This is a genomic window from Mesobacterium hydrothermale (assembly GCF_035818635.1).
GTDB classification, from domain to species: Bacteria; Pseudomonadota; Alphaproteobacteria; order Rhodobacterales; family Rhodobacteraceae; genus Mesobacterium_A; species Mesobacterium_A hydrothermale.
On sequence record NZ_JAYLLH010000069.1, the window covers coordinates 1 to 2,583 of the forward strand.

Consider the following 2,583-nt stretch of genomic DNA (forward strand, 5'->3'; position numbering starts at 1 on the left):
TTCCCAGCCATCGCTGATCCTCCAATTGCGGGACAAATCTATCCCAGTTGGTGGACCACTTTCAGGGGGCTATTCCACTATCACCGTACAAATCGATGGGCGCGACAAGCCCCTGACGATCAACACAAACCAGTACCAAAACATCGAATACGGCTACGCGACGACCGTTCACAAATCACAGGGTGCCACCGTGGACAACGCCTTCGTGCTGCAATCCCCACGCATGGACGACCACCTGAAATACGTTGCCATGACAAGGCACAGGGATGCTCTGAACATGTTCAGGTTTGCAGGTGCGCCTCGTCTGATCACCCCCAAACCTGATCAACAGCACGATTTAGGACGAGACCACGAATTTTCTCACGAGCTTTGATGCCATCCTGAGGGATCGAACCCCTGAGGCCGCTAAATAGTACGATATTGGAGCTTCCTTCTTGCGGCTTTGCACAAAGCGAATGGCCTCCGAATGTCCACCATTCGCCGCAAACAGCGCCCAAATCAACGCAGAAAATTTGTGAACGGGGCTTCCAATTCCCATGTGCAGGCAACGGGATAATGCATATTGTCCGTCTAAGCTGCCCCGTTTGCCTGAGAGTAGGTACCACGCGAAAGCTGCTACATCATTCTTCCGAAAAAAAATACCATGCGAATAGAGTTGCCCTACAGTGTACATCGCTTGAGGATTCCCCTGTGCCGCGCAGCGCCGTAAAAGTACGAAAGGCTCGTCGTCGTAGTATCTTCCATAACCTTTACGATCAAAGCGCCCATAGCTTCGATCCGAGAAATCATGGATTCCTGTCGTTTGGCGCGCAAACTGGTTTCCTGCTCTGGCTGCGCGATATCGCCGATTAAAGGCCTGCCGAAAGTCAGGTTCGTCTACGAATCCGACGCCTTGCTCAAACATTGCAGCGGACAGTACTAGCGCTTCGCCTGCCAAGCGCCTGTTAACAAATCGATCACACAAATCGAAATACCAATGTGCGCGGCGGAGATTTTGCTTAACGCCGATACCATCGCGATAGCATATGCCCAAATCTAACTCGGCGGTTTGAAATCCTTGAATAGCTGCCAGCCGAATGAGGGCTGTGCCGCGCCTTGGGTTGGGGCTTGTTCCAAATCCGTTTTGGTAAAGTACTCCCAGTTCGCGCATCGCCCAGGTTGATCCGAGTTGTGCCGCCTCGCAAACAAGCTGGAACGCTTTCTCACGATTTTCCGGCACGCCAACTCCGTTTAGGTGGAGCAACCCAAGCTGAATCTTTGCTTTAGAGTGGCCGACCGAAGAGGCTTGTTCGAACAGCTCCAAGGCACGTTGGATGTCTTGGTCAATTCCAGTGCCTTTAAGAAGTAGCAAACCAAGTCTATAAGCCGCTTCTGGCTGGCCCTGTCTTGCTGCTCCCTCGTACAGAGTAGCGGCATTCCGGATATCCGGCTCGCCCCACACGCCAAACTCAAGGAAGTCGGCGACGATCTCCATACTTTCAGGATGGCCGAGTTCTGCGGCCTTGACGTAGAGATCAAATGCTTGTCGCTGATTACGTTCGACGCCTTGTCCTGTCCAACAAAGATAGGCCAAATTGTGAATTGATGGCGCATAATCCAACTTGGCTGCTATCGAATACCAAAATGCAGCTTTTTGGGCCTCGTCCGCCGAAACAACCGTGCTCTCGGAGTCGGGGTCGAACCCATCAAACGAATAGGTTATCTCACCATCTATAATCGTCTCGAAGCGCAGACCTGATGGCAAGCCAACCGAAATCGGATGGCATTTAAACCCGAGATCGTGTATGATCCAGCTACAGTCATTTGGTACACCCTCAACCAGTTTTTGAATGACAGGGTGATCAAAGAAATCCTGCACGCATCGACTCAGAAACGCTGCCATTGCCTCGTTGTTAGCTGACCATGCGAACTGGGTAAGCTGGTCAAAGTCATGATGTTTGATGGCAAGAGAAGACAGGACGAACCATTCTCGTAACAGATCGGGTTGCATAGGTGGAATAGCAGAAATTGGCTGGATTCCATCGCCAACAGGTGCATCAACAAGCGCAAGTGCTTCTTCACAAGCTGTTTGCGTCAGCTCTCCGAATTCCTTCGGCCAGAGACTGCTTGAAATGTCGTAGCCACCGAGCATTGAGGCCAAAATCGCGAGCTTTTGGCAAGTTTGATCGATCCCCAGCTTTGGAGGTTCTGAGCGAAACCGTTGCCGCCACCGTGTTTGTCGCTCCCGATTCAAAGTCTGGGTTAAGAGCTCATCCTTGGTGACGGGATTTGAGCCTCCATCGCGCAGGCTGTCCCCAAGTAAATGTGCGTAAAGAGGTCGCCCAGACTGATCGACTTTCTGCATCAACCCCTGAATATCTTCGTCGCTGTAGCGCTCAGCACAAACGTGCTGGCCGCCGACCTGCCGAACTATCTGAACGAGGTCCGATGTTGCCAGCCCCGTTAGCTCTACGACGCCATTACCTTTTTCGTATCTCGTCGAAGTAAAATCAGGATCGAGGCCATCATGGAATAGCCCCCTGAAAGTGGTCCACCAACTGGGATAGATTTGTCCCGCAATTGGAGGATCAGCGATGGCTGGGA

General features: G+C 52.0%; 1 protein-coding gene and 1 pseudogene. One reads left to right on the forward strand and one right to left on the reverse strand.

What is annotated here, in order from left to right; genetic code table 11:
* Positions 1–373 (forward strand): annotated as a pseudogene (locus VK792_RS19445) (ATP-binding domain-containing protein); the annotation flags it as partial.
* Here the strand turns inward: VK792_RS19445 and VK792_RS19450 are convergent.
* Positions 338–2,583 (reverse strand): tetratricopeptide repeat protein (locus VK792_RS19450; protein WP_326299576.1); only part of this gene is annotated, 2,246 nt, incomplete at its 5' end. The pseudogene VK792_RS19445 and the gene VK792_RS19450 sit on opposite strands and share 36 nt — an antisense overlap.